This is a genomic window from Tsuneonella flava, assembly GCF_002870965.1.
GTDB classification, from domain to species: domain Bacteria; phylum Pseudomonadota; class Alphaproteobacteria; order Sphingomonadales; family Sphingomonadaceae; genus Tsuneonella; species Tsuneonella flava.
Genome location: NZ_PHSO01000010.1, coordinates 78,021 through 97,100 on the forward strand (window position 1 = coordinate 78,021; position 19,080 = coordinate 97,100).

A 19,080-nucleotide genomic window follows, 5' to 3' on the forward strand; every position below is an offset into this window, starting at 1 on the left:
GGAATAATAGCGGGCCCAAATCGTCCATGTCGTTATGATAGCACCGGTGCAGCCCAATGCCGACCTGATCGCCGCCGTGCAGCCGCTGATTCCGGCATTGCGCCGCTATGCGCGCGCGCTGCTGCGCGATCGTGCCGATGCCGACGATCTCGTGCAGGATGTGCTGGAGCGCGCGATGGGGCGTTGGCACCAGCGGCGGGAGGCAGCCGGTACCCGCGCGTGGCTGTTCGCGATCCTGCATAACCTCGCCATGGATCAGTTGCGGCGACGCGCACGGCGCGGTGCGGCCCAGCCGATCGATGCCGTACCCGAATCGCTGCTGGCGATCCCGCCCGGCCAGGAGACGGCGGTGCACACGGGCGATATTCTGTCGCTGGTGTCGCGCCTGCCCGACGAGCACCGCAGCGTCCTGCTGCTGATCGGCGTAGAGGATCTAAGCTACGCCGAGGCGGCGGCGGTGCTCGATATCCCGTTGGGCACGGTGATGTCGCGACTCTCGCGGGCGCGCGAACGCCTGCGGGCGATGATCGCGGAGGAACCGCACCGCGCCCCTGCGCTGAGGATCGTATCATGACTGACGCACCTGTGACAGAGACCGAACTCCAGCATTACGTCGACGGCCGTTTGCCGCGTGATCGCGAAACCGCTGTGACGGCCTGGCTCGCCGCGCGTCCCGAGGAGGCGGAGCGGATCGGCGCCTATCGCAGCGAGCGCGACGCATTGCGCGCGGCACTCGCGCCGATCGCCGGGGAGCCACTGCCCGCGGAACTCGACCTCAACTTGCGCCGGCATCGCCGGCCGCACTGGCTCTCCGCGCGCGGCATGACCGTCGCTGCGAGCATCATGCTGGCCTTTGTCGTCGGCGGCGGATCGGGCTGGATGCTGCGCGACCGCGCCGCACCGCCAATCGTCGGCACCGCCGCGCTGGCGCGTGAAGCGGCGGCTAGCTATGCCGTTTACGCTGGCGACGCCGCCCGTCCGGTGGAGATCGCGGCGACCGGCCAGCTTGAACTCGACCGCTGGTTCTCACGACGCCTGTCGCGGCCGGTGAAGGCGCCTGATCTTCGCGCCGCGGGATTCGATCTGATCGGCGGGCGGCTGATCGCGACCAATTTCGGCCCCGCTGGATTATATCTCTATCGCGATGCATCCGGTGCGAGCGTGGCCCTATATCTCCGGCCCATGCGCGTCCAAGGCACCGATCGCATGACCTGGCGCGAGGAAGGTGCCGTCAGGGGCTGGACCTGGGCCGATGACGGACTCGGCTTCGGCGTGTTCGGCGAGATGCCAGCCGATCGCCTGCACAGCACCGCTGATATGGCAAGGGCACAGTTCCGTCGAGCCTGATCTCGCGCGCAGCTTGACCGTCCGCTTTCGCGTCATCCTTTGTGAAAGCCGCATGGATTGCAATCGGCCCGCTTCCTGTCGTCCTGCAATGCCTGTCTGGCAACGGCTGTATGTCTGCTCCCGACAAAGCCTGCCGTTCGATCCATCGCTTGGGAACGCCGGCTTCGTCCCAGACCGCGTCATTCCGGTGCATTGGCCTTGCGATGAATGGAAGACCGCTTTCAACGGTCCAGCTTCGACCTTTGAATGTCGGCTATGTTGGCGAACCTCGACGACTAAACCAGCATGTGTTGCATGAGCAGCGTTTCAAGCCAGTCCGTGAAGACCTGTAGTCGTGGCGAGAGATGTTGTCTGTGCGGGTATAGCAGTGTCATTGGCATGGGCTCCGCAAGATAGCCGGGCATGACCTCGATCAGTTCGCCGCCTGCGAGATGGGGCCGCACATCATACGCAGGAATCTGGATCAGCCCCATACCCGCAAGGCAGCAGGCGATATAGGCCTCTGCGCTGTTCACCGTCACGCGGCCGCGCAGGGGCATAGTACGCAGGATGCCATGTTCAACCCACTCCCAGTCCTCAACCCGGCCGTTGGAAGGGGAAGCGTAATTGACGGCCCAGTGGTTTTCGAGCTCGCCCGGCAGGCTGGGCGTTCCATGACGTTCCAGATAGGCGGGACTGGCGACATTGATGAGGCGCAGCTTGCCGATCGGGCGCGCAATCAGACCGGAATCGGTGAGAGGCCCCACACGCACGACACAATCAACGCTGTCCTCCACCAGATTGACCGCGCGATCGGTGACACCAAGATCAATGTCGATCTGCGGATAGAGATCGAGAAATGCAGGCAATGCCGGGGCGATGATCAGCCGCCCGATCCGTCCCGGAACATCGACACGCAACCTGCCCGATGGTTGCGCAGCCGTATGCCGGAATAGGTTTTCCGCGCTCTCGACCTCTGCGATCACGCTCTGACAACGCTCATAGAAGGCGGCACCATCCTGCGTCGGCGCGACCTTGCGCGTGGTGCGATGTAGAAGTCGCGCGCCTACGCGCCGTTCCAATTCCTGCACCGCCGCCGACACGGAAGAACGCGGCATGCCAAGCGTGTCTGCGGCGCGCGTGAAGTTCGAACATTCGACAACCCGGGTGAAAATGCGGAACAGGTCGATGCGGTCCAACTGGGAGTCCTCAATTGTGCGCCATTTCTGACAGGTGATGTCAGAATGGTCGTCTTTATCGTTCAATAGCAGGCGTTATGATCTTTGACGACAGCGACCGACGCAGCGGTCGCCTTCCGGCAAAGGAACCCGCTTAATGACCGATCACAGCATTCAGGGCAAAACCGTCATCATCGCCGGCGGAGGCAAGAATCTTGGTGGATTGATTGCGCGCGATCTCGCCGCCCATGGCGCGAAGGCGATCGCCATCCACTATAACAGCCCCGCTTCGAAGACAGAAGCCGAGGAGACGGTGGCAGCGGTCCGGGCAGCCGGTGCCGAAGCCGTTGCCCTGCAAGGCGATCTGACCAGTGCGGGTGCGATCGAGAAGCTGTTCGCCGATGCAGTCGCTGCCATCGGACGGCCCGATATCGCCATCAACACCGTGGGCAAGGTGCTGAAGAAGCCGATCCTCGAAATCTCCGAAGCTGAATATGACGAGATGAGCGCGGTCAACGCCAAGTCCGCCTTCTTCTTCATCAAGGAAGCGGGACGGCATCTGAACGACAATGGTAAGCTGGTGACGATCGTCACCTCGCTGCTTGGCGCCTACACGCCCTTCTATTCGAGTTACGCCGGGACCAAGGCACCGGTCGAGCATTTCACGCGGGCCGCCTCGAAGGAGTTCGGCGAACGGGGGATTTCGGTGACGGCGATCGGGCCGGGCCCGATGGACACGCCGTTCTTCTATCCGGCCGAGGGCGAAGATGCGGTCGCCTATCACAAGACCGCCGCCGCCCTGTCCGCTTTCTCAAAGACCGGGCTGACCGACATCGAGGATATCGTACCCTATATCCGCTTCATGGTATCGGACGGCTGGTGGATGACCGGACAGACCATTCTCGTGAACGGTGGCTACACCACGAAATGACGACAGCGAGGCGGCTCGCCGGCATAGCGGGCCGCCCTTCTTTCATCGGGAAAGAAGATGTCCCAACAGCCGCGGCCTCAGGCCTGGAAGACAAGGATTGAACGCCATGCCCGCATCTGATTTGAAAATCGAAACCCGCATCGGCGTGCGCCGCAAGCCCCGCCGTATCCTCTCCATCGTGTCGAATACCACGGAACTGAAAGGTTTCCCGGTCGGCTTCTTTGCGGAGGAGATGACACGGGCTTTCCTGATGTTCACGGAAGCCGGGCATCGCGTGGATCTCGCTTCGCCACAAGGCGGTGAAGTGATGTTCGATACCCATAGCGATCCGCGCACCCCGGACGGCGCCTATGCCGACGATCTCATCAGCCTTGGCTTCGTCCATCACGCTAAGTTCGGTGCGATGCTGAAGGACACGCTGCCGATCAGCGTGGTGAATGTGGATGATTATGACGCGGTGTGGGTAGCCGGTGGCGGCGGTCCGCTTCTCACCTTCAAGGATGACACCGCGCTGCATACGTTGATCGCGGCCTTCTATGAGAAAGGCAAGATCGTGACTATGATCTGCCACGGCTCGTCGCTGCTTTTGTGGACCCGCCTCTCCAACGGCAAGTTGCTTGCCGAAGGCAAGAAATGGACCGGCTTCACCGACGAAGAGGAGAATGAGGTCAATGCTGCCTTCGGCATTACGCTCAACGACTATACCATTGAAAGCGAGGCAGCCGGCATCGCAGGCACCAGCTTCCTCTGCCGCAATGCAAATGAACCCTTCGCAATTCGTGATGGCCGCCTCATCACCGGCCAGCAGCAATATAGTAGCGCGCTGACCGCTGACCTCGTCCTGGAGGCGCTCGACGAATATTGACTATGGCTTGGTGGCGACGAGCTTGCTGATGCTTGCTCATGAGGGCTGCCAGAGGGGGTTGGATTACGTAAAACGCCGCTGAATGAATGGCAGGTATCAGAGCGATCAATTGATGCCCCGAATGACCGCTATGTTAGCGTTGCACGCCAATCTTTGGACATTCCCTTCATTCGCTCAAGCATCGCAAAGCTCCCGTCGCGGATGCTGGGAGCATCGGGATGTCCAGACTGCGGCCATGACGGCGGCGAGGCCGATGGCAGCGGCTACGGCTCCCGCCAGCGCGACGGCGCGGTAACCGAGCCCCGCCGCGATCACGCTGCCACCAATCGCGGCGCCGATCGCGTTGCCGAGGTTGAATGCGCCGATATTGACGGCCGCAGCCAGATTGGGCGCATCGGCTGCAGCGGTCATTACACGGACTTGGAGCGGCGGAACGAGCGCGAAGCTGGCGACGCCCCATAGGAAGATCAGGATTGCGGTGGGCGCAGCGAAAGGCATCAGGGCGGCGAAAGCGACGAGAACCAGCGCCAGCCCGGCGAGCGTCACCATCAATGTGCGATTGACCGAACGGTCCGCGAAGATCCCGCCCAGCCAGTTGCCTACCGTCAATCCGACACCATAGGTCACGAGCATCGCCGTCACGAAGCCAAGCGAGGCATGCGTTTCCGCGCGCAGGATCGGCGCAATATAGGTGAACACGGTGAACATCGCGCTCGATCCGATGACAGTGAGCGCCAGTGCGGCGAGCACGGAACCGCGCTTCAGCACGCGCAGTTCGGCAAGGGCGCTGCCGCCTTCGGGGGCGGGCATTGCGGGCAGGGTCAGCCGCAGCGCCGCCATGGTCGCAACGCCCAGTCCGGCAATTCCCCAGAACGACATCCGCCAGCCCAGCTGCTCGCCTGCCCAGGTTGCAAGCGGCACGCCGACGACATTGGCAATGGTCAGCCCCATGAACATCGCGGCGACAGCGCCAGCCTTGCGTTCCGACGGCACCAGGCTGGCGGCGACGATCGACCCTACGCCGAAGAAGGCGCCGTGGTTGAGCGACGTGACGAGTCTGGCCGCCAGCAGCATTCCATATCCGGTCGAGATCGCGGCCAGCAGGTTGCCAAGGGTGAAGATGCCGGCAAGCGCGATGAGCAGCGTGCGGCGCGGCACCCGGCCAGTGGTCAGGGTCATCAGCGGCGCGCCGAGCATCACGCCGAGCGCATAGGTACTGATGAGCAGACCGGCGGTCGGGATCGACACGCTGAGATCGCCGGCGATGACCGGTAGCAGACCCATCGGGGCAAACTCGGTCACGCCGATGCCGAACGCGCCGATCGAAAGGGCAACGAGGCCAGGATTCAGTTTCAAGGGGTTCACTCCGGTCAGACCATGGAGGGATTGAGCAGGGCGAAGTCGTCCTGCTGACGATAGGGTGTATGCGGATAAGGCGGCATGACGGCGCTTGCCGCGTCGAGCATGGCATTCTGCTCAGAGGTCAGGGTCCAGCCGATCGCCCTCAGATTGTCGCGCAGCTGCGCCTCGTTGCGCGCGCCGATGATGACGGAGGATACGGTCGGCCGCCCCAGCAGCCAGTTGATCGCGATTTGCGGCACGGACCTTCCTGTTTCGGCAGCTACTGCTTCCAGGGCGTCGATCACGCGATAGAGATGATCTTCCGCGACAGGGGGCGCGAACTGTTCCGTCTCATGCAAGCGGCTGCCCGGCGGGATCGGCCGGCCGCGCCCGACCTTGCCCGTCAGCCGTCCCCAGCCAAGTGGGCTCCACACCAGCGCTCCGATGCCCTGATCGGCGGCGAGCGGCATCAGATCCCACTCATAGGCGCGCCCGATCAGCGAATAATAAACCTGATGCGCGACCAGACGCGGCCAGCCATGGCGATCCGCCGCGGCCTGGGCTTTCATGACCTGCCAGCCCGGATAGTTGGAGACGCCTGCATAGCGCAGCTTGCCAGCCGCGATCAGCATGTCGAGCGTGGCCATCACCTCTTCCACCGGTGTGTGCGCATCGAACGCATGGAGCTGCAGCAAGTCGATATGGTCCGTCCCCAGGCGGCGTAGGGAGGCCTCTACCGCGTGGATCAACCTCGCACGGGATGTACCCCAGTCCTGCGGCCCATCACCCATCGGCAGGCCGGTCTTGGTGGAGATCAGAACCGCGTCGCGCCGGCCCTTGATCGCGGCGCCCAGCACCTCTTCCGACGCGCCATTGGAATAGACGTCGGCCGTGTCGAACAGGGTTATGCCTGCATCGAGGCAGATATCGATCAGGCGCCGTGCCTCGGCAGCGTCGCTCTGTCCCCAGGCGCTAAACAGCGGCCCCTTGCCGCCGAAGGTTCCCGCGCCGAAACTCAAGGCGGGCACACGTAAGCCCGAACGTCCAACTTGGCGATAATCCATGACCGATCCCTTTGATTGCGATTTCAACGCATAGATGGACGGCGAAGACCGGCTATTGTAGTGGGTGTCCGAGCCAAGGATCTTTGCTATGGACGCAAAAGTGATTGAGGGTGGCGATCGTGCGCGCGCCATGGAAATATTCGTCGCTGCGATCGACCGTGGGAGCTTTTCCGCAGCCGGCCGCGCCCTCGGCCTGACGCCGTCTGCGGTGAGCCGCACCGTCGACCGGATTGAGGCGCGGCTCGGCATTAGGCTGCTGCTCCGCTCGACGCGTGCCCTCACGCCGACGGCGGAGGGTCTCGCCTATCTCCAGGCCGCGCGCCGTATCCTTGCCGATCTCGACGATAGCGAGCAACAGATCGCCGATCAGGGCATGCCGCGGGGGCGCCTGCGGATCAGCGCGGCGCTGTCGCATGGGCGGCTATGTGTCGTGCCGTTGCTCGGACGCTTCGCTAAGGCCTATCCGCATATTCTGGTCGATATCGCTCTCACCGACGCTCTGGTTGACGTGGCGGCCGGACAGGCTGATGTCGCCATCCGGTTCGGCCCGCTTGCTGATAGCGCCCTGACCGCGCGCAGGCTGGGCGAGAGCCGCCGCGTCATCGTCGCCTCTCCCGATTATCTGGCACGTGCCGGGATGCCGCACGTGCCGGAGGACCTTCACAGGCATAATTGCCTGAATTTCAACTTTCGCCGCAGCGAGCCGGTCTGGCCGTTCATGCGTGACGGCGAGGAGTTCAGCCTCGCCATGAAGGGCAGCATCGAGGCGAATAATGGCGAGACGCTGGGCCAGCTCGCCGCACAAGGTGTCGGCATAGCGCGTGTCGGCGCGTTCAGTGTCGTGAAGGAGATTGCCAGCGGCGAACTTGTGCCATTGCTGGAGGATTATAACCCCGGCGACATCGAACAGATCAATGCGGTGTTCGTCGGCGGCGCCAACCTCCCTGCCCGCGTGCGCGTATTCGTCGACTTCCTGAGCGAGAATATGCGTTAGGCTAGCGTCAGTTCTCGCAGGTGGCCTTCGTCTGCCAAACATGAACTTAGGGCCGGTTTCGACGAACCGACTTGGGCCGGTGAACGGCCGCAAAGTCGGCGATCTACCGCACACCCAGCAAATTTTTCTAGCGGCTTTGCGTCGCGTTGATCTGCCATTGACATTGCGTGTTTTACGCATCAAATGAAGTTACATGAAAAGAGACAGCCGATTGTCGGGCGTGCTTCATGTGCTGCTGCACATGGCGGAACAGTCCGGTCCCCAGACATCCGAAACACTCGCCCGTGCGATGGATACCAACCCGGTCGTGATCCGCCGGGTTATGGCTGGGCTTCGCGAGCAGGGCTTCGTGCATTCCGAAAAAGGGCATGGCGGCGGTTGGACGATCGTTTGCGATCTTGAGACCGTCACGCTGCGTGACATTTACGAGGCACTGGGGCGGCCGGAGATACTGGCCATGGGCAATCGCACCGACGCGCCCGGCTGTCTGGTCGAACAGGCCGTCAATGCGGCGCTGGGGCAGGCCTTCGACGACGCCGAGGCCTTGCTGCTGCGCCGGTTCGGCGAAATCACCCTGGCGCAATTGAGCGCCGATTTTCACGCGCGCCTGACCGAACGCGGCGGCGCAATCACGCCGGAGACCTCGCATGCAGCATGATGCTATCATCGTAGGTGGCGGCTTTGCAGGCCTTGCGGCCGCAACCTATCTGGCGCGGGCGCGCCGCAATGTCCGGATTCTCGATACCGGTAAGCCGCGTAATCGATTCGCGGAGGCCTCGCATGGTTTTCTGGGGCAGGACGGCAGCAACCCCGCTGAGATTCTCGCGGCGGCGCGCGCGCAGCTTCAGGCCTATGATAGCGTCGAGTTGACGGATGCACGGGCGAGCGAGGCGCGAGCCATTGAGAATGGCTTTGCAGTATCTCTTGCCCAAGGTGAGGAAATCACCGCTCGTAAGCTGATCCTTGCCTTCGGCCTGCACGACGAATTGCCCGATCTGCCGGGTGTGCAGGAGCGGTGGGGGAAGACCGTCCTACACTGTCCCTATTGTCACGGCTTCGAGTTCAGCGATCGGCCGTTGGGGGTACTCTACCGCACGCCGATGTCGGTTCATCAGGCGCAACTGATTACAGAATGGGGACCGACGACGCTCTATCTGAACGGAGCGGAACTGTCCGGGAATGAGGCCGCTCAGCTTTATGCGCGCGGTGTCAGGATCGAGCCGGCCCCCGTTCTGGGATTGGCAGGTAAAGGAACGGACCTGTCTGCGATTGAACTCGCCGATGGCCGGAGCAGCGCTGTCTCTGCGCTCTACATCGCACCGCGCTCGTGCCTGAACAGCCCGGTTGCAGAACAACTCGATGCCCGGATCGACGAAGGCCCGATGGGGCCGATCATCCATACCGATGGCGACAAGATGACAACGGTTCCGGGCCTCTATGCAGCTGGCGATATCGCTCGTGCGCCGCACAGCGTCAGCTGGGCCGTCGCCGACGGTGTCACGGCAGGTACATCGGCGCACCGCGCGCTTGTCTTCGGTTGAACGATGGACACGCTGCGTCCCTTTACCGATTCGGCCGCTGTTGCGCGCTACGCCGAAGATACACCGCGCAAGGTGCCGGGTTATGCAGACCTCCATCGCATGGCCATGCTCCTACTGGCGGAGCGCGCGCCACAGCATTCTGATATCCTCGTCTATGGTGCCGGGGGCGGTCTGGAACTCAAGGCGTTCGCCGAAGCGCAGCCTGACTGGCGGTTGGTCGGTGTCGACCCTCCAGCAGAAATGCTCAATCTAGCACGAGAGAGCCTACGGATTTGTTGAGTATGACGCTTGCGCCGTTGGCGGCTGCAATGTCATTGAGGGCAAATGAAGAATCTGTTCAGATGGGTAGGCGGCATCTTCGCTGCGACCGGCTTCATCTTCCTCACCGCGAGTGCCGTTTTGTGGCAACGGGATGCCGATTTTAGCGCGGACGCTGAAAAGGCGCGAGGAACCGTAATCGAGTTGGTTCGCCATGTCGAACGGGACCGGGATCGTGGACAGAGCATCAGCTATACAGCGATCATCGGCTATACCGATGGAAGTGGGCGTCGGCTGGAGTTCAGCGAAACTGTACGCTCCAACCCGCCGCGCTTTTCTGTGGGGGAAGACGTTCCGGTTCTCTATGATCCGAAGCGGTCGTCCCATGCCGTTGTCGATGACTTCTGGGGCCGCAGAGGCATGCTCACGATCTTCCTCGGCCTCGGCGCGACATTTGCGGCGCTTGGCGCCGTTCTGTTTGCCATCGACCTGAAACGAGGCCGAAAAATCTCGCGATTGCTGCGCGAAGGAAAGCCCATTGATGCGGACTTTCTTCATGTATTTCGGGATACGCGCATCAAGCGCAATGGGGAGCATCCCTTTCGGGTCGTGGCTCAGGCGACAGACCCGGCGACTGGGCGCTTGCGTCGTTTCGAGAGCGAGGCGATCTGGGTCGATCCGACGACGCAATTGACCGGACGCAAGATACGCGTGCTGCTCGATCCAAGCAATCCGCAGCGCTATCATGTCGATCTTCCGGGTAGCGTTTCGTCCGACTGAAGGAGCGGCGTGAGCGCAGGCGCGGTGCAGCCCGTTGAAGAATGAATATGTATGCCGTATTGGGCGTGATCCGTGCCTTGCAGCGAAGGTCTGAAATGCCGGAGATCCACCGCGCCGAATGCAACCGTGAAGCGGAATTACCCACCCACATCATCTGCGGCGCGGGGGCCCTTATCAGGAACGCCAAAAGCTGCGAGCACTTGTTCGGGCGGAGCGGCGCAAGCTGATCTCTAGAAATGGCAGGGCTGACGCCGGACATGACATATTGCGAGAAGTGCTATGCTTTGAACGCGGACGTCCCACCTTCTATCAGCTCCAAAAGCCTGTCAGAAACGGGCGAGTGCTTGCGCAGGTCATGTATAGACAAAGTTATCCCGATATCTGCGATAGGCCGGATTAAGAGCGCGGAATTCTCATCTTCATAATAATACACGCCTCCGCCCAGGTCAGCTGGAGCGCCATAGCAACTATATGCTTCCTCCTGTAACGCCGCGACATCCGGTGCGGATGAGCTCAACGCGCGACCGGCTTCCGTTACCTGCTGTCCAAAAAAATCAAGCGTGAAGGAAATAAGGCTGACATCACCATATGGGCTGCGCGCAAGTTCGGGCTTCCCCTTGTGCTTTCGGAGGGAGTAATTCGCGGTCGGGCAAGGAGAATGCCCCTGCTTCGACGCCAGAATTGAAAAATATGATTCAAAATCACGAGTTTTCATGTAGCTGATCCCTTCAAATGAGGGATCGAGTCCGTTCAGATTGGTTAACTCAAGGCAGTACTGGCAGGGATCGGTCGGCTCCATCTTTCCCTTGTCTCCGGCCAGTGTTTCAAAAGTTCCGCTGGCAGCGACATCTGCGATGAAACCCAGAAAAGCCCGAACCTCTTGACCCAGCGGAGCCTTGAAGACGGCTTCCGCCCACGACCAGATCTCTGCCCGCCTATGGGGTGCCTGGGGGATCGTGACACCGTAGTTCGTCTCGGCCATCTGACGAAGCGCATCAAAATGCCCCACATGATCGCCTGGGCTCAAACCTGCAAAAAATCCCACTCCCAAGGTCTTGTCTCCCTCTGCCGTTGCTCATGTTTGGGCGAAATCCGCGACTTTCAAGGATTGATCGCAAGGAGCTTTCCAAACGCGACATGCACCGCGCGATCTTCGTTTGTCAGCGCTTCACCAATGCGTGAAGTCGTAATACGTATAGCAGAACGACATGAACAAACGACCGTATTGCAGATGCTCAACGAGCGCCGAAAGTGGCTGGCTTGTTGGCGTCAGTTGTCGACGGATTTGGCAAGCTTAGCCAGCAAGGCGCAGAGTTGTTCCTGTTCTTTGAGATTGAGCACGCTTACCACCTCCTGCTGATTTGCGACATGAGCCGTGATGGCTCGCTCGATCAGCGCCAGACCTTGCCCTGTTAGTGCGACAAGAGTGCCGCGCTTATCGGATGGATGCGGTTGCCTTTCGACGAAACCCGCCTTCTCCAGCCTGTCGATCCGGTTGGTCATGCTGCCAGACGAGATCATCGCCGCCTCATAGAGAGCCGTTGGCGTCAGGGCGTAGGGGGCACCGCTTCGTCTTAGCGTCGCGAGAACGTCGAACTCGCCTGGTTGCAACCCGAACCGGGCGAAGAGCGGATTGAGCCGGTCGCGGGCGATCACGTGGGCGACTTCTCCCAAGCGCCCTAGCAGCACCATCGGTCCTGTTTCCAGACCCGGATATTCCCGCGCCCATTGCCGGGCCGCCATTTCTGCTCTGTCCATTTTGCCCATCTATCTTGACGTAGAGATATATTCCTCTACATCAAGATAGATGGCGAACGCCGAACTTGGCAACTGCGCCTTTCAGGAGAAACCATCTTGCCCACGCTTCTGGGCCGGACCCTGCTTCCGGCTGCGATCCTGCTTGTCGGCTTCAACCTACGCCCGCTGCTTGCAAGCGTTGGACCGCTGCTCGACGCCATTCAGCGCGATACGGCTCTTGGCGATACTGGGGCTAGCCTGCTCACGTCCCTGCCGGTGATGCTAATGGGCGTGTGCCTGCTTGGCACAGCACGCTTGCAGGCCCTGCTAGGCACATCCTCTGGCATCTTCCTCGGTATTCTCTTGATAGCCCTGGCATGCCTTGGCCGGCTGTTCTGGCCTGACGCGCCCGTCCTTGTCGCGACGGCGGTGCTCGGGGGCATTGGAATTGCGAGCGTTCAGGCGCTGATGCCCGCAGTTATCCAGTATCATTATGGCGTGCGCGCGGCCGGCATGATGGGGCTTTATTCCACCGCAATCATGGGTGGTGCACTACTCGCCAGCTTCGTCAGCCCGCGGATCGCTCCACTTCATGGCTGGCCGACCGCGCTTGGTCTATGGGGCGGCCTAGCTCTTTTGGCCTTGGGCCTGTGGCAGGTCGCCGGACCGAAAGACGCAGGGGCTGGTGTGTTGCCCCCCGCGCAGCGACTGTGGCGAACGCCGCGCGTCTGGACGCTGCTGCTCTTCTTTGGTCTCGGCACAGGTGCCTACACACTCGTCCTTGCCTGGTTGCCGCCCTATTATACCCGCTTGGGCTGGTCTGGGCAGGCTGCCGGCACGCTGCTGTCACTGGTGACACTGACCGAGGTTGTTGCCGGTATCGCAGTGTCGCTTTGGGTCGGCGCTTTTCACGATCGCCGCATCCTGCTGTTCCCGGCGATAGCGGCGTTGTTGGCCGGTCTCCTGTGCCTGGCGCTCGCTCCGCTGGCCCTTGCCTGGCTGGCAGCGATACTGGCCGGATTGGGCATCGGTGCCTTGTTCCCGCTCTCACTGATCGTGGCGATGGACCACGGCGACGATCCGGCGCAGGCGGGGCAGATCGTTGGTTTCGTGCAGGGTGGTGGCTATCTGCTGGCGGCGTTGCTGCCATTCGTTGCCGGCGTCATGCGAGAACGGCTGGCCGATCTCGCTCCGGCTTGGTGGCTGATGATCGGGCTGTGTGTTCTCCTTGTTGTTCTCGCAGCACGTCTGCGCCCCGGTGAGAGACTGTTTTATAACGGAAAATTCCACTCTGACAAAGGAGCTGCAAATGGCCTTTTATGAAGCGAGCGGTCGAACCAACTATTTCCTTACTTTTGGGGAAGGGCGGCCCATTCTCCTGCTGCATGGCATCAGCAATTCGGGGCGTGCGTGGGGTCCGCAAATTCCGGCCCTTGTCGCGGCGGGGTATCAGGTGATTGTCCCGGATCATGCAGGCCATGGTGCTTCCGAGCAGCTTTCCGTTCCTTTCGGGGTCGCCGATATCGCCGACGATAGCGAACAACTCCTTGCGGCATTGGGCATTGGCAAGCTGGATATAGTGGGCCTGTCGCTCGGCGGAATGGTCGCGCTCGAACTCGCACTGCGTTATCCGGATCGCTTCGGGCGCATCGTCGTGGCCAACAGTTTTCCGCGCACGACATCGCCGGAATTCAAGGTCATGGCCGAAGGCTGGGCGACAACTTTCGAGAGCCATCATGGCCCGGTAACGCGGTTCGAGCAGAATTGGCCTTCGCTGGTTTCGCCGGCTTTCCAGAACAGTCCAGAAGGCATGCGCACCTATCAGGTCTGGCATGGTATCGCGGCGACCAGCGACGGCGCCTCGCTGGCCAACGTCGCGCGCGGAATCACCGGTTTTGATGCGCTGGAGCGGATCGCGGATCTGATCATGCCCGCGCTACTGATCGCGGGTAGCGAGGATCGCATGTCCCCGCCGAGCTACAGCAGGATGATGGCCCAGCGAATATCCGAAGGAACTTACGTCGAAATTGCCGGTGCGGCACACATCTCGAATGTGGATTCGAGTGATGCCTTCAACACCCACATGCTGACTTTCTTGCACGATAACAAGGCAATCTAGCAGGTTTATACAGCATGGGCTTGTTGGCGGTATGGATCTTGGTTTCAACGAAGAGCCACACCGCCAGGAGGGGGCACCAGCTGGCTTCCTCTTTAATTCCGAAATTCGAAGGCGGTCAGGGTGCTGCCTGTAAGGTGCTGATTTGTTGTCCACTGGAGCCATATGAATAGATGACGGTTTTCAGGAGGCCGATTTGGATTTGGGAACGTCTGGCCTGTCGAGAGGGCGAAGACAGTAGCGATTCCAGATTTGCGCCGTCCAAGATGTTATCTGCCATTCCTGCTCCCTGATATGCGAAAATTTCATATGAGATCGAGCATCTTCAAATAATCAAAGCGACATAGCCCACGTCGCCAATGTTAAAATTTATTCGCCAGCATTGCGGTTTCATCGTTACGGAGCGTCAAAACATCGACGCCCTGTTCGGTTACGGCCACGGTGTGCTCGAACTGCGCAGATAGTTTACGATCCCCTGTTACGACCGTCCATCCGTCACTTTCCGTTGAAACTTTTCTGGTGCCCTGATTGATCATCGGCTCAATGGTGAAGACCATTCCTTCACGCAGCTTCAGGCCCGTCCCAGGCTTGCCGAAGTTCATGATCTGAGGCTCTTCGTGCATCTCGCGCCCGATGCCGTGCCCGCAATAGTCGCGCACGACTGAGTAGCCGTGCCTTTTGGCATGTTTCTCGATGGCGAAGCCGATGTCCCCGAGATGGGCGCCCGGGCGCACCTGCTTGATGCCCTGCCACATAGCTTGTTGCGCGACGCGCACCAGTCGTCTCGCTGTCGGTGATACTTCGCCGATGAGATAAGTCTTGCTTGAATCCGTGATGAAGCCGTTTTTCTCCAGGGTGATGTCGAGATTGATAATGTCGCCGTCCCGGATGATCTCATTCGCATCGGGGACACCATGGCAGACGACATGATTGATTGAACAGTTCAGGACATATTTGAAGCCATATTGCCCCTTGCTGGCCGGACGCGCGGCAAGGTCCATGGTGATGAAACGGTCGACCAGATCGTTGACCTCCATGGTCGACATACCGGCAAGGCGCTGCCCGTCCAGCATCTCGAAGACGGATGCGAGCAGCTTTCCTGAAATGCGCATGAGCGCCAGCTCTTCAGATGTTTTTACCATGTCAAACGATCCGCGTGTCCGGTATCCCCACCTGCGCGGCGGCAATTTGCGATGCCACGATATCGCTGAACGACAGCGTGGGATTGGCTTCAGCCAGCATGCCGATTTTCATCCAGAATTCGGCCTGCGCGTTGATGGACCGACACATGACGGTGCTGGCGCGGCGCACTTCCTCATGCAGATCGTCGGCGATTTTCACGATACCCACTGCGTGACTCCTTGATGCAGAATATACGGAATATATATGATTCGTATATTCGATCAATATACCAAGCCCCAAGCGGCTACATAATGAGGGGGCGAACTGTCAGGGGCGCTTCTGCGCGACAAAGATGAACCGTTGAACCGCAGCAAGAACAGCGCGAACTTCCCAGTGAGATGGAAACCGCCCGTGCGGCGGCGGCCTCCCAGTGTGCGTTCTCACCCCAGATTCGTAGTTGGATGCACGATTTCGCGGGTTAGAGCATGGAGCAGGGTGGCAAGCGAGAGGAGCAATGCATCGTCTTCTTCGCTTGAATAGGGAGAAACCAGTTCGCCGTGCGCCACTGAGTTGCGAATTTTGTCCCAGGCACTGAGTTCAAGCTGAGAGATTACGCCCGCGTTGCATAAACGAGCCAGCACATGTTTGGGCGTGGTATTGGCGGCGTAATGGATCGCGTTGCTTGCGATGCTTTTTAGACGATCGATGGTCGCCTTGGGCTTGGAGGAATCGCCCCACGATCTGATATGTCCGACCAACGCCGTCGCTGCGTCATGATCAGCGTCAGCGCGCTTTGTGCCGCGTGGCGAGAGAATCCGAATTAGTCCTTCGACGCTGCTCGCCAATGTCAGGGCGGTAATCCATCGCGAACCGCGAGAAGCCTGGATGATTTCTTCGTAAAGTTTTGTGACCTTGTGGCTTTCAAAATCGCCTGCGCGTGCAACAAATAGCAGCAGGTCGGCATATAGTCGCCAGAACCTGTCTTTGCCTGAGAGATCCTCTTCGCTCCAAAGTCCCGTCCAATCGGAATCGCGATGCCAGATTGGGGCAGGGCCGACACGGATCATTGCCCCGCCTTTCGGGAAGCTACGTGCGACCGATCGAGGAAAGACCAGCTGGCCGAACAAAACCCGCAATGGTTCGCCCAGCCAGTTTTCGGTTAAGGTGAGAGGTAGAAGATCGCTTCCGGGCGTCGAGATCGTCAAAAGGCTGGCCCTGGCGTCGAAACGAAATTGCAGGGTCGTTCCCTCGATATCGAGGTCATAGCGCGGGGCCGGAGGGCCATCCGCACGCGGCGTCGTCACGAAATGTTCGAGAAGCAAGAAAGCGCGATGATGCCGGGGGATAATGAATTGCACTTCCGTCGCGCCGCTTGATGATGCCGCTACATTGACATCGTCAGTCAGCAGCCCTTCGCATTCGCCGCTGAACGTCCAGGCATCTCTCCCCGTCTCGATCCTAGGGATAGTCCAGCCAGCCATATACTCGGTACCATCAGTAGCGGTGCCGATAAGGCGGAAGCGTTTCAGGCCATCGTAGCGATTATCGCGTTGTCGTTGTATCTGCTTCAGAGCGTAGGCCACGTCCTCAGGGAGCCCTGAGAGCGTGTATTCGAAGCTGCTAGGAGATTCGAGGTGGATTTCGCCGGAGCCTTTGACAATCGGGGGCTCCCGGTCGCCGGCGAGTAATTCCATCTGAGGAAGGGTGATTGTCTGAGGCGCGGCCGCGAGCTGCTGCCAGCGTGTCAGAGCTGTGTCGTTGGCGTTTGGCGTCATGGTGACATCTTCCCACGTCCTGAATGGCCTGAAGCAATGTGTGTCTTCTACAATGTCAGCCGCGTCACCTCGATATTTCGTCCCGTGGCCTCGACACGGATTTCATAGTGATCGGCTTGCGTCACGCGCTCGACATTTGTGGGAAGGTAGGCAACGATATTGCCGCCGCCGCGATGGCGAAGGCTGTCATAGAGAATGCCGGCATGACCTGCCTTACGGATATCTTCGCCAAATGGTTGTGAGGCGGCATAGCTGTCCGATCGGTATATTGCGGCGAGGTTGGACTGATCGCCACGGATATCGCGATAATTGTCGCCACATAATGTCGCTGAGTATGTCCGGTATGTCCGTCTCATCATTGGCACGTTCCGCGCCAGGGCTTCCCTGCGGAGATGATGGCCGACTTCGGCAGCGGCGGTGCGTACCGAAGTCGATGCATACCAGGCGCCAAGGTCCGGCGCGTTGAACCGCATCCCGCCTGGCGCAACATGCAAAAAACTGGCCATGATCACACTCGCATTGGGTCTGCCATGGACCCATTGGTTTTGAGGTAATCGCTGGATGCGCTCAGCCACCAGCCGATCATTCGTCCAGCCGGCCAGTTCCATGACGGCTTCAAGATCGGCTGGTGTTGAGACGGTGTCGAACAGGCCGATAGGGGGAAATTGCGAGGGTATGAGCCGGTAGGCCGGCTGCGGTGCGGGCGTGAACCGTTCCGTCACTGGAACAGGATCTCACTGTCTTCATACGGTTCAAAAGAGGCATCGGCAGCGTTGGGCGGCATGTAGACGCCGCCTCGCGCGGCATCGAGAAACCGCCTCACCAGCATCAATCCATCCATGGTGCCGTTAGCGGCCAGATCGAGCGGAGGATGGCCGCCGAACAGCAGGGCATGGTGCGGCGTGCGGAGCCATTCCTTGCCTTCATGCTCGCTGCCAAACAGGACACCCAATGCCTGATGAATGCCGAAAACAGCGGAAATCCGTGTGAGAACATCGACGTCCAGAGTGATTGCGTCATGCTCGCGGGCCTTGCGGCACCAGCTATGATAAGTGGAGCGGGAAGGGTAGCCGAGCATGAGGCGGCGCTGTTCTTCGGAAAGGCCCCAGAGATCAGCGATGGCCAGAAATGTCCGGAGTGCCGGGGCACTCAACCGGCGCCGGTTCTCAGGTGAAAACCGGTTTGCGCCGAGTTGCAGAGGTGCGGGGGCTCGGTCTGTTTCCACGATGCCATTCCGGATCATATCGCCACCTTCCATGAGTCTTGATAGGGATATAGTCCAGATATGGACATTTTGCAAGAAGCGCGATTGCCGTCGATCAAAGTCGTGTTTGTCCGGCGATCCAGGCTCTGCCGACTCATGGTTCGATACAGATTCGAAGGTGTGTGTCTGGCGCGAGAGCCTGCAAGTTGGCGGAAATGTCTGCGTAAGGCGTAGGCTGGCGCAGGTTGGGCACATGGTGAACGGCAGTGAATGAACGGACAATAGGGCCAACAGTCAGAGGCGTGTTTCTGCGCCTTCTGCAGGGAGGCCCACATGACCCCAACCAAGCTCCTCATTGGTCAGATACTCGTCGTTTTCACCATCGTCATTCTGGGACTGTGGGCGGCGACCCAATGGGCGGCCTCGATGTTGAGTTATCAGGCACAACTCGGCGCGCCCTGGACTATCGTATTCGATACGCCGATCTACCGGCCCTGGCAGCTCTTTGCATGGTGGTATCACTATGAGGCCTATGCGCCGGAAGTGTTCGACAGGGCGGGGGCGCTGGCCGGGGCCAGCGGCTTCCTTGGTTGCGCTTCAGCGATAGCCGGTTCGCTCTGGCGCGCCCGGCAGAAGCGCAATGTCACTACCTACGGTTCCTCACGCTGGGCCAAGCGTTGGGAGATCGCGCGGGCCGGACTTTTCCGTAACGCGGGCGTGTTCCTTGGTCGTCACGGTAGCGAGTATCTGCGCCATGACGGGCCGGAGCATGTCATGGCATTCGCGCCGACCCGATCGGGCAAGGGCGTTGGCCTGGTTGTGCCGTCGCTGCTGTCATGGACCGGCAG

General features: G+C 60.4%; 22 protein-coding genes. 12 read left to right on the forward strand and 10 right to left on the reverse strand.

The window, feature by feature from the left end; all coding sequences use genetic code 11:
- Positions 1-34 precede the first annotated feature (34 nt).
- Both CV013_RS14395 and CV013_RS14400 read left to right on the forward strand, forming a co-directional pair.
- Entirely contained in the window at positions 35-574 is a 540-nt protein-coding gene (locus CV013_RS14395; RefSeq protein ID WP_102156399.1) for a sigma-70 family RNA polymerase sigma factor, read from the forward strand.
- Positions 571-1,347, forward strand: a complete 777-nt coding sequence (locus CV013_RS14400; protein ID WP_102156400.1) for an anti-sigma factor family protein — start codon at positions 571-573, stop codon at positions 1,345-1,347. The genes CV013_RS14395 and CV013_RS14400 overlap by 4 nt, the downstream gene beginning before the upstream one ends.
- A gap of 275 nt (positions 1,348-1,622) precedes the next feature.
- Here CV013_RS14400 and CV013_RS14405 read toward each other — a convergent pair whose 3' ends face one another.
- On the reverse strand, positions 1,623-2,525 hold the full coding sequence (locus CV013_RS14405; RefSeq protein ID WP_102156401.1) for a LysR family transcriptional regulator: 903 nt from the start codon (positions 2,523-2,525) through the stop codon (positions 1,623-1,625).
- Positions 2,526-2,661: 136 nt separating this feature from the next.
- Here CV013_RS14405 and CV013_RS14410 point away from each other — a divergent pair, with 136 nt between their 5' ends.
- Both CV013_RS14410 and CV013_RS14415 read left to right on the forward strand, forming a co-directional pair.
- The gene (locus tag CV013_RS14410) at positions 2,662-3,435 is read left to right on the forward strand and encodes an SDR family oxidoreductase (protein WP_102156402.1); all 774 of its coding nucleotides are present in this window, start codon (positions 2,662-2,664) and stop codon (positions 3,433-3,435) included.
- 106 nt (positions 3,436-3,541) lie between these two features.
- Positions 3,542-4,300, forward strand: coding sequence for a type 1 glutamine amidotransferase domain-containing protein (locus CV013_RS14415; RefSeq protein WP_102156403.1), 759 nt, complete (start codon positions 3,542-3,544; stop codon positions 4,298-4,300).
- Positions 4,301-4,474: 174 nt separating this feature from the next.
- Here CV013_RS14415 and CV013_RS14420 read toward each other — a convergent pair whose 3' ends face one another.
- Positions 4,475-5,656 (reverse strand): MFS transporter, encoded by a 1,182-nt coding sequence (locus tag CV013_RS14420; protein WP_102156404.1) that lies wholly within the window; start codon positions 5,654-5,656, stop codon positions 4,475-4,477.
- Between the two features lie 14 nt (positions 5,657-5,670).
- The gene (locus CV013_RS14425) at positions 5,671-6,705 is read right to left on the reverse strand and encodes an aldo/keto reductase (RefSeq protein ID WP_102156405.1); all 1,035 of its coding nucleotides are present in this window, start codon (positions 6,703-6,705) and stop codon (positions 5,671-5,673) included.
- 88 nt (positions 6,706-6,793) lie between these two features.
- On the opposite strand from CV013_RS14425, the gene CV013_RS14430 reads away from it, so the two are divergent.
- From CV013_RS14430 to CV013_RS14450, 5 genes are all read left to right on the forward strand, one after another.
- On the forward strand, positions 6,794-7,699 hold the full coding sequence (locus CV013_RS14430) for a LysR family transcriptional regulator (RefSeq protein WP_102156406.1): 906 nt from the start codon (positions 6,794-6,796) through the stop codon (positions 7,697-7,699).
- A 193-nt stretch (positions 7,700-7,892) separates the two neighbouring features.
- Complete coding sequence (locus CV013_RS14435) at positions 7,893-8,357, forward strand: Rrf2 family transcriptional regulator (protein WP_102156407.1); 465 nt, start codon at positions 7,893-7,895, stop codon at positions 8,355-8,357.
- The gene (locus CV013_RS14440) at positions 8,347-9,240 is read left to right on the forward strand and encodes an NAD(P)/FAD-dependent oxidoreductase (protein ID WP_102156408.1); all 894 of its coding nucleotides are present in this window, start codon (positions 8,347-8,349) and stop codon (positions 9,238-9,240) included. Before CV013_RS14435 ends, CV013_RS14440 begins: the two co-directional genes overlap by 11 nt.
- Positions 9,241-9,243: 3 nt before the next feature.
- On the forward strand, positions 9,244-9,519 hold the full coding sequence (locus tag CV013_RS14445) for a class I SAM-dependent methyltransferase (protein WP_190276578.1): 276 nt from the start codon (positions 9,244-9,246) through the stop codon (positions 9,517-9,519).
- Positions 9,520-9,564: 45 nt separating this feature from the next.
- On the forward strand, positions 9,565-10,278 hold the full coding sequence (locus CV013_RS14450) for a DUF3592 domain-containing protein (protein ID WP_102156409.1): 714 nt from the start codon (positions 9,565-9,567) through the stop codon (positions 10,276-10,278).
- Between the two features lie 277 nt (positions 10,279-10,555).
- Here the strand turns inward: CV013_RS14450 and CV013_RS14460 are convergent, their stop codons facing one another.
- Both CV013_RS14460 and CV013_RS14465 read right to left on the reverse strand, forming a co-directional pair.
- Positions 10,556-11,323 (reverse strand): hypothetical protein, encoded by a 768-nt coding sequence (locus CV013_RS14460; protein WP_123640029.1) that lies wholly within the window; start codon positions 11,321-11,323, stop codon positions 10,556-10,558.
- Between the two features lie 224 nt (positions 11,324-11,547).
- A complete protein-coding gene (locus tag CV013_RS14465; protein WP_102156422.1) occupies positions 11,548-12,036 on the reverse strand; it encodes a MarR family winged helix-turn-helix transcriptional regulator in 489 nt (162 codons plus the stop codon).
- Positions 12,037-12,132: 96 nt separating this feature from the next.
- Here CV013_RS14465 and CV013_RS14470 point away from each other — a divergent pair, with 96 nt between their 5' ends.
- Both CV013_RS14470 and CV013_RS14475 read left to right on the forward strand, forming a co-directional pair.
- Entirely contained in the window at positions 12,133-13,338 is a 1,206-nt protein-coding gene (locus CV013_RS14470; protein ID WP_102156412.1) for an MFS transporter, read from the forward strand.
- Positions 13,325-14,134 carry an alpha/beta fold hydrolase gene (locus CV013_RS14475; RefSeq protein ID WP_102156413.1) on the forward strand — a complete coding sequence of 270 codons (810 nt, stop codon included), beginning with the start codon at positions 13,325-13,327 and terminating at the stop codon, positions 14,132-14,134. Before CV013_RS14470 ends, CV013_RS14475 begins: the two co-directional genes overlap by 14 nt.
- A 359-nt stretch (positions 14,135-14,493) precedes the next feature.
- On the opposite strand, the gene map is transcribed toward CV013_RS14475, so the two are convergent.
- The 5 genes from map to CV013_RS14500 form a co-directional block, all read right to left on the reverse strand.
- A complete protein-coding gene (gene map, locus CV013_RS14480) occupies positions 14,494-15,273 on the reverse strand; it encodes a type I methionyl aminopeptidase (RefSeq protein WP_102156414.1) in 780 nt (259 codons plus the stop codon).
- A 1-nt stretch (position 15,274) separates the two neighbouring features.
- The gene (locus tag CV013_RS14485; protein ID WP_102156415.1) at positions 15,275-15,481 is read right to left on the reverse strand and encodes a ParD-like family protein; all 207 of its coding nucleotides are present in this window, start codon (positions 15,479-15,481) and stop codon (positions 15,275-15,277) included.
- 212 nt (positions 15,482-15,693) lie between these two features.
- Positions 15,694-17,028, reverse strand: a complete 1,335-nt coding sequence (locus CV013_RS14490) for a hypothetical protein (RefSeq protein ID WP_102156416.1) — start codon at positions 17,026-17,028, stop codon at positions 15,694-15,696.
- A 47-nt stretch (positions 17,029-17,075) separates the two neighbouring features.
- Complete coding sequence (locus tag CV013_RS14495) at positions 17,076-17,750, reverse strand: RES family NAD+ phosphorylase (protein ID WP_102156417.1); 675 nt, start codon at positions 17,748-17,750, stop codon at positions 17,076-17,078.
- Entirely contained in the window at positions 17,747-18,271 is a 525-nt protein-coding gene (locus CV013_RS14500; protein ID WP_102156423.1) for an MbcA/ParS/Xre antitoxin family protein, read from the reverse strand. Before CV013_RS14500 ends, CV013_RS14495 begins: the two co-directional genes overlap by 4 nt.
- Before the next feature lie 294 nt (positions 18,272-18,565).
- On the opposite strand from CV013_RS14500, the gene CV013_RS14505 reads away from it, so the two are divergent.
- On the forward strand, positions 18,566-19,080 hold a 515-nt coding region (locus tag CV013_RS14505; RefSeq protein WP_198591883.1), incomplete at its 3' end, for a type IV secretory system conjugative DNA transfer family protein.